Here is a 6,754-nt window from a genome sequence, read left to right on the forward strand (position 1 = left end):
CTCCCCACAAGGGGGAAGAGAGAGCGCAAGCGGGATCCAAGCGGCAGTTCGGTGAAGCACCTGCCCATCACCCATGTTTCACGTGAAACAAAACAGGAACGAAGCTCCTCAACGCCCGTCCGATCCTGCGCCCTCCCCCACAGCCTCACAGGCGAACGCCGAAGGCGGCGCCTCGACGCCGCGCCAGCGGGCATAGGCCCAGGGGCGGTACCAGACCGCCCCTGCCGGCAGCCGCTCCGGAACGAGGTCGATCCCGTGGGTGCCGAACGGCCCGCACCGGCAGATCCGGGCAAACCCCATCCAGCCCCCCGGCCATAGCCCGTGCCGGGTGATGGCGGTGTCGGTGTATTCCGAACAGCTCGGCCAATGGCGGCACTGGCGTCCGATCAGCCCCGACAGGGTGAGCTGATAGGCGCGGATCCCCCAATGCGCCGCCCGGCGGACCATGCCGTCAGGCGGCCTGCCGCTTGGCGGCGATCTGGTCGAGGGCATCCACCACCGCGTCGAAGGTCAGGAGCGTCGAGGCGTGGCGCGCCTTGAACGCCCGCACCGGCTCCAACACGGCCAGGTCCGCCCAGGCCCCGTCGGGAGCCGGGCCGTTCGACTTGAGCATCGACCGCATGGTCTCGCGGACGCCGCGCAGTTCCTCGGCGCTGGCGCCGACCACGTGGCGCCCCATCAGCGATGACGAGGCCTGGCCGAGCGCACAGGCCCGGACCTCCTGGGCGAAATCGGCCACTCGGCCATCCTCGCCCAGCACAAGGTCCACCGTCACGGTCGAACCGCACAAGCGGGAATGCGCGGTGGCGCTGGCATCCGGGTTCTCCAGCCGGCCGAGCCGGGGGATATCGGCGGCCAGTTCGAGGATGCGGCGGTTGTAGATATCGTCGAGCATCGGGTCCTCGGCCGTGGGTACAGGTCCCGTCGGGACGCTGCCGCGCGGTTCGCGCATTGCGCGTTGCCCCGCGAACGATGATATAGGCGCCTTACGGTCGCTTCGCGAGGAGGCGGTCCGGCAACCAGGGTCGCGCCCACGGCTCCGGCGATCCGTCCGAGGGGATTCCCACGGCTTCAGTCCATTCCGGGGCGCCGGCCTGAAACCTTTTCAGGCCCGGGATCTTCCCTCACACGCCCGACGCGATCCGACGATGTACGCCAAGCCCGACAGCACCCCGATGAAGTCCCGCATCGCCCGGGCCGAGGATGCCATGGATGCCGCGCTCAAATCCCTGTCGTATCCGAGCGACGGCCAGGGTTTTCACCGGAACGGGCAGGATTTTCCCCCGAACGGGATCGACGGGCAAGGTCTAGACGGCATGCGCAATGACAACCGCCCGGTGGATGAGACCCGCCCCGTCGAGGTCGCACCGGAGCCGGCTTCCGCCACCCGCATCCCCGAAGGCATCGAGACCGGCCGCCCGAGCCGCGCCGAGGCCGAGGCCGCCGTGCGCACCCTGCTGCGCTGGGCCGGCGACGACCCGACCCGCGAGGGCCTGCTCGACACCCCCGCCCGGGTGACGAAAGCCTATGAGCAGCTGTTCGGCGGCTACGGCGTCAATGCGGAGAAGCTGCTTGAGCGGGTGTTCGAGGAGGTCGAGGGTTACTCCGACATCGTGCTGGTGCGCGACATCCCGTTCCACTCCCATTGCGAGCATCACATGGTGCCGTTCATGGGGCTCGCCCACATCGCCTACTACCCGACCCGGGGCGTGGTCGGCCTGTCGAAGCTCGCCCGGGTGGTCGACACCTTCGCCCGCCGGTTGCAGACGCAGGAGACCATGACGGCCCAGATCGCCGACGTGATCGAGAGCATCCTCAAGCCCCGCGGCGTCGCCGTGATGGTGGAGGCCGAGCATCTCTGCATGGCGATGCGCGGCGTCCAGAAATCCGGAGTCTCGACCATCACCAGCCAGTTCCGCGGCGTGTTCAAGGACAACGCCAACGAGCAGGTCCGCTTCCTGACCCTGGTGCGCGGCGGCACCAAGTAGTCTACAGCACGCCCAGAATCGGGGACCGCCCTTCCACGCCATGACCGCGAGCGACAGCGCCTTCGATCCCCCCGGCCCCCGCGCCGCGGTCGAGGAGGGCCAAGCCTTCACGCCCCGCTTCGACCGGGACGGGCTGATCACCTGCATCGCGGTCGATGCGGGGGACGGCCGGGTGCTGATGCTCGCCCACATGAGCGCCGAATCGCTGGCGCGCACGATCGAGACTGGCGAGGCGTGGTACTGGTCGCGCTCGCGGCAAGAACTTTGGCACAAGGGCGCCACCAGCGGCCAGATCCAGCGTGTCATCGAGATGCGGGTCGATTGCGACCAGGACGCGCTGCTGATCCGCGTGGAGGTCGGCGGCGACGGCGGCTGCTGCCACACCGGCCGGCGGGATTGCTTCTACCGCAGTGTCGTCCGGCAACCGGACGGCCGCGCCACCCTGGAGTTCGCCGGGAAATGAGCGCGACCCTTGCCGCGACCGGGTGGCAAGAGTGTCCCGCCGTTCCGTATTTCCTGCCCGGCGCCGTCGAGCCGATCCGGCCCCTGCCGAAGGCGGGCCCGCGGATCGGGCTGGCTTTGGGCGGCGGCTCGGCCCGGGGCTGGGCCCATATCGGCGTGCTGCGCGCCCTGGAGGAGGCCGGCATCCACCCCACCGTGGTGGCGGGCTGCTCGATCGGCGCCGTGGTGGGGGCCTGCTACGCCGCCGGGCGGCTCGACCGGCTGGAGGCCTTCGCGCGGGCGCTGACCCGGCGCCGGGTGGTCGGGCTGATCGATCCGCGCCTGCCGGGCTCCGGCCTGATCGCCGGCAACCGCCTGCGCCAGCGGCTCCACGCCGATCTGGGCGAGCGCCGGATCGAGCGCCTGCCGATCCGGTTCGGCTGCGTCGCCACCGAGTACGGCACCGGCGCGGAGGTGTGCCTGACCGAGGGGCTGGCGGTGGATGCGGTGCGCGCCTCCTACGCGATCCCCGGTCTGTTCCCGCCGGTGACCCATGCGGGCCGGGTGCTGATGGACGGCACGCTGGTCAACCCGGTGCCGGTGGCTCTGGCCCGGGCGCTCGGCGCCGATCTGGTGATCTGCGTGAACCTCAATGGCGATACCGGCGGCCCGGTTGTGCGCGAGGTGCCGGCCTACGTCCCCCGCCGCGGCGTCCTGACCACGCTGCGCGACCGCCTGCGGGGCTTTCCGCGCCCGGAGCCCGAGATCCCCGTGCCGGGCCTCGCCCGGGTGGTGCTCGACGCGTTCAACATCACCCAGGACCGGATCTCCCGCTCCCGGCTGGAGCGCGACCCGCCGGACGTGGCCATCGGGCCGGACGTGGCGGGGTTCGGGCTGTTCGATTTCCACCGGGCGGATGAGGGGATCGCGATCGGCTATCGGGCGGCGCGGGCGGCGCTGCCGCGGATCCGGGCTGTGGTGGCGGGGGCCGAGGCGCGCGCTTGAGGGCTCGCGCGGCTGGCTGGAGCCCTCCTTCGAGGCTTCCGTTGCGCTCCGGTACCTCAGGATGAGGGGGATGGGCTGGAAGACCTGAGCAGGCCCCGGCGCATCCCCCCGTCATCCCCCTGTCGCCCCAGCCTGCGATGGGCGCCCCACCATTTGGAGGGGTTCCAATGACCACGAGTCGCCGTCAGATCCTGCTTTCCGGAGGCGCCGGCCTCGTCGGGCTGGCTTCCGGCCTCGCCCGCCCCGGCCTGAGCCGGGCCGCCGACCGGCCGCTCCTGACGCATGGGCTCCAGTCGGGCGATGTCGGCACCGACTCGGCCGTGGTCTGGGCCCGCTCCGACCGGCCCGCCCGGGCGATCATCGAGTGGGCGACCACCGAGAGCTTTTCCAAACTCCAGGGCGTCTTCGCCGACGCGCTCCCGGAGACCGACGGCACCGTGAAGGTGGCGCTGACCGGACTGCCGGCGGGCCAGGACGTTTTTTATCGCGTCCGCCTCCAGGACATCGCCGCGCCGACCATCGTCGGGCCGGCCCAGGTCGGCCGGTTCCGCACCGCGCCGGCGGATCGGCGCTCGGTCTCGTTCTGCTGGTCGGGCGACACGGCGGGCCAGGGCTGGGGCATCGACGAGGCCCGCGGCGGCATGACGATCTACTCCGCCATCCTGAAGAACCGGCCGGACTTCTTCATCCATTCCGGCGACACGATCTACGCCGACGGGCCGATCCAGTCCGAGGTGAAGCTCCCCGATGGCAGCCTCTGGCGCAACCGCGTCACCGAGGCCGTCGCGAAGCCCGCCGAGACGCTGGCCGAGTTCCGGGGCCGCCACAAGTACAACCTCACCGACCGGAACGTGCTGGCGATGAACGCCGCCGTGCCGATCCTGGCGCAGTGGGACGACCACGAGGTCACCAACAACTGGTGGCCGGGCGAGCCGCTGACCCGGGCCGAACACCTGAAGAAGAAATACACCGACCCGAACGTGCTGGCCCTGCAGCTGCGCGCGGCTCGCGCGTTCCACGAATACATGCCGATGCGCTTCGAGCCGTCCGAGCCCGGACGGGTCTACCGCAAGATCGGCTACGGCCCGCTGGTCGACGTGTTCATGCTCGACATGCGCTCCTACCGGGGCCCGAACGGCGAGAACACGCAGACCACGTACGGGCCGGATTCCTACTTCCTCGGGCCGCAGCAGATCGCGTGGCTGAAGCGGGCGCTGCTCGAATCCCGCGCGACCTGGAAGGTGATCGCCGCCGATATGCCCCTCGGCCTCGTGGTGACGTACGACGTCGATAAAAACTTCGGCTCCGAGGCGGTGGCACAGGGCGACGGGCCGGCGCTCGGGCGCGAATTGGAGATCGCCGACCTGCTGCGCTTCATCAAGAGCGCGGGCATCCGCAACACGGTGTGGTTCACGGCCGACGTGCACTACACGGCCGCGCATTACTACGACCCCAACAAGGCAAAGGTCCAGGATTTCGAGCCGTTCTGGGAGTTCGTCTCGGGGCCGCTGCACGCCGGCACCTTCGGGCCGAATGCGCTCGACAACACCTTCGGGCCGCAGCTGCGCTTCGTGAAGGCGCCCGAGAAGGGCCAGGTAAACCTGTCACCGGCCTCCGGCTACCAGTTCTTCGGCCATGTCGCGGTCGATGGCCGGACCGAGCAGATGACGGTGACGCTCAAGGACGCGGCCGATTCCGACCTGTGGCACGTGACGCTCGATCCCGTGAAGGCGTGAGGCGACGCTCTTTTGGGACTACGTAGCCGCGCATTCCCCCCTCTGCGGGGGAGGAGGGGGGCCCCTGCGTCAGCAGGGGTCGGGCCGGGACGAAGGTCCCGCAAGCGGGGAACCCGGGTTCAGGAAAGGGCGCGACCAGCACGACGGGCAGAGCGCTGTTCTGCACCGTCGCTCCCCTCTCCCGACCCGCTTCGCGGGCCACCCTCCCCCGCAGAGGGGGGAGGGAGAGTCGGCCCCCTACGCCATCGTGATGTAATCCCGCAGCGCCTGATGCTCGGCCTCGACGGTGGCGATCTTGCGCGCCACCACGTCGCCGATCGAGACCAGCCCGATCAGGCGCCCGTCCTCGCAGACCGGCACGTGGCGGAAGCGGCCTTCGGTCATCAGCGTCATGACCTCCTCGATCGTCGTGCTCCGCCCGCAGGTGGTGACGTTCCCGGTCATGTGCGCGGAGACCGGCGCGTCGAAGGCCGAGCCCCCGTGCCCGGCCAGCGCCCGCATGATGTCCCGCTCGGAGATGATGCCGGCCACCGACCCGTCGTCCTGAGCGACCACCAGGGCGCCGATGCGCCGGTCGGCGAGGATCTGGATGACCTCCTCGAGGGTCTTGTCGGGGGCTACGGTGACGACCGAGCTGCCCTTGTCGGCGAGGATGCGTGCGACGGTCATGGCTCTCTCCCGTGTAACGCGTCCGGTGCGCCGTCAGCCCGCGACACCGGGATTGCGCTGTCGGCCGGGTTGGCCCCGGCGCCTTCACAATACGGCGAGTGTGTGGCCGTTTCGCCCGGTTGGCAAGGTGGTCAGGACCGCGGCGTCTCCCGCGGATCGAGGAACGGGAACAGCAGGAAGCCGACGATGAACCCGCCGAGATGCGCGTCCCACGCGATGGAAGCGCTCTCGCCTACCAGCGGCACGCTCACGAGGCCGAACAGCAGGTTGGTCACGAGCCAGATCGCCAGGAAGGACACGGCCGTCCGGTTGCGCAGGAGTTCGGGGATGGTCTCGACCGGCCGGTGCGGCGGCAATTGCCAGGGCTGACCGCCATAGCCGGAGACCGGCGGCTGGAACACGAACCGGGCAGCAGCCGCCATCAGCGCCGAGATGCCGGCTGAGGCACCGACCAGCGGCCCGGCGCTCAGGGGATCGACCAGCACGTGCAGCAGGCCGCCCGCCGCGGTGCCGGCGAGCGCGATCAGCCCGTAGCGCCAGGGGCCGCAGCGACGGGCCACCGGCGAACCGAAGGCGGCGAGCCACACGCTGTTGAAGATCACGTGCATCCACGAGCCGTGGAGCAGCGCGTAGGTGGCGAACGTCCAGGGCTGGAACGCGTGCTCGCCTACGATGTAGCGGGCGAAGGCCTCCCGCGCCGCCTGCAGGCCCGGATCGCCCGAATCGCCGGCCGCACGGACGACCTCGGCGGCTTGCCCGGGATCGAACCACAGGGTCCAGCGGGCCGGCACCAGCGCGAGATCGAGGACGAGGCGGATGTCCCAGGTGTCCGGCAGCACGAACTCGCGCACCGCCTGGATCGCCAGCAGCAGCCCGATCGAGAGCGTGACGACCGCCGGCATGTTGAACACCGGG

General features: G+C 70.5%; 8 protein-coding genes. 4 read left to right on the forward strand and 4 right to left on the reverse strand.

What is annotated here, in order from left to right; translation table 11 throughout:
• Positions 1–108: 108 nt before the first annotated feature.
• On the reverse strand, positions 109–447 hold the full coding sequence (gene yidD, locus OXS49_RS32065; protein WP_267428581.1) for a membrane protein insertion efficiency factor YidD: 339 nt from the start codon (positions 445–447) through the stop codon (positions 109–111).
• A 4-nt stretch (positions 448–451) separates the two neighbouring features.
• Positions 452–895 (reverse strand): iron-sulfur cluster assembly scaffold protein, encoded by a 444-nt coding sequence (locus OXS49_RS32070; protein ID WP_244002369.1) that lies wholly within the window; start codon positions 893–895, stop codon positions 452–454.
• A gap of 253 nt (positions 896–1,148) precedes the next feature.
• Here OXS49_RS32070 and folE point away from each other — a divergent pair, with 253 nt between their 5' ends.
• From folE to OXS49_RS32090, 4 genes are all read left to right on the forward strand, one after another.
• Positions 1,149–1,988 carry a GTP cyclohydrolase I FolE gene (folE, locus tag OXS49_RS32075; RefSeq protein ID WP_244002371.1) on the forward strand — a complete coding sequence of 280 codons (840 nt, stop codon included), beginning with the start codon at positions 1,149–1,151 and terminating at the stop codon, positions 1,986–1,988.
• A gap of 40 nt (positions 1,989–2,028) precedes the next feature.
• On the forward strand, positions 2,029–2,451 hold the full coding sequence (gene hisI / locus OXS49_RS32080) for a phosphoribosyl-AMP cyclohydrolase (RefSeq protein ID WP_244002373.1): 423 nt from the start codon (positions 2,029–2,031) through the stop codon (positions 2,449–2,451).
• Positions 2,448–3,434, forward strand: coding sequence for a patatin-like phospholipase family protein (locus OXS49_RS32085; protein WP_244002375.1), 987 nt, complete (start codon positions 2,448–2,450; stop codon positions 3,432–3,434). The genes hisI and OXS49_RS32085 overlap by 4 nt, the downstream gene beginning before the upstream one ends.
• Before the next feature lie 167 nt (positions 3,435–3,601).
• The gene (locus OXS49_RS32090) at positions 3,602–5,170 is read left to right on the forward strand and encodes an alkaline phosphatase D family protein (protein WP_267428582.1); all 1,569 of its coding nucleotides are present in this window, start codon (positions 3,602–3,604) and stop codon (positions 5,168–5,170) included.
• Positions 5,171–5,407: 237 nt separating this feature from the next.
• Here OXS49_RS32090 and OXS49_RS32095 read toward each other — a convergent pair whose 3' ends face one another.
• Positions 5,408–5,839, reverse strand: coding sequence for a CBS domain-containing protein (locus OXS49_RS32095; RefSeq protein ID WP_244002380.1), 432 nt, complete (start codon positions 5,837–5,839; stop codon positions 5,408–5,410).
• 131 nt (positions 5,840–5,970) lie between these two features.
• Positions 5,971–6,754, reverse strand: a 784-nt coding sequence (locus OXS49_RS32100) for a rhomboid family intramembrane serine protease (protein WP_267428583.1), incomplete at its 5' end; no start/stop codon positions are given.

Origin of the sequence: Methylobacterium sp. GC_Met_2 (assembly GCF_026540795.1) — a bacterium.
Taxonomy (GTDB): Bacteria; Pseudomonadota; Alphaproteobacteria; order Rhizobiales; family Beijerinckiaceae; genus Methylobacterium.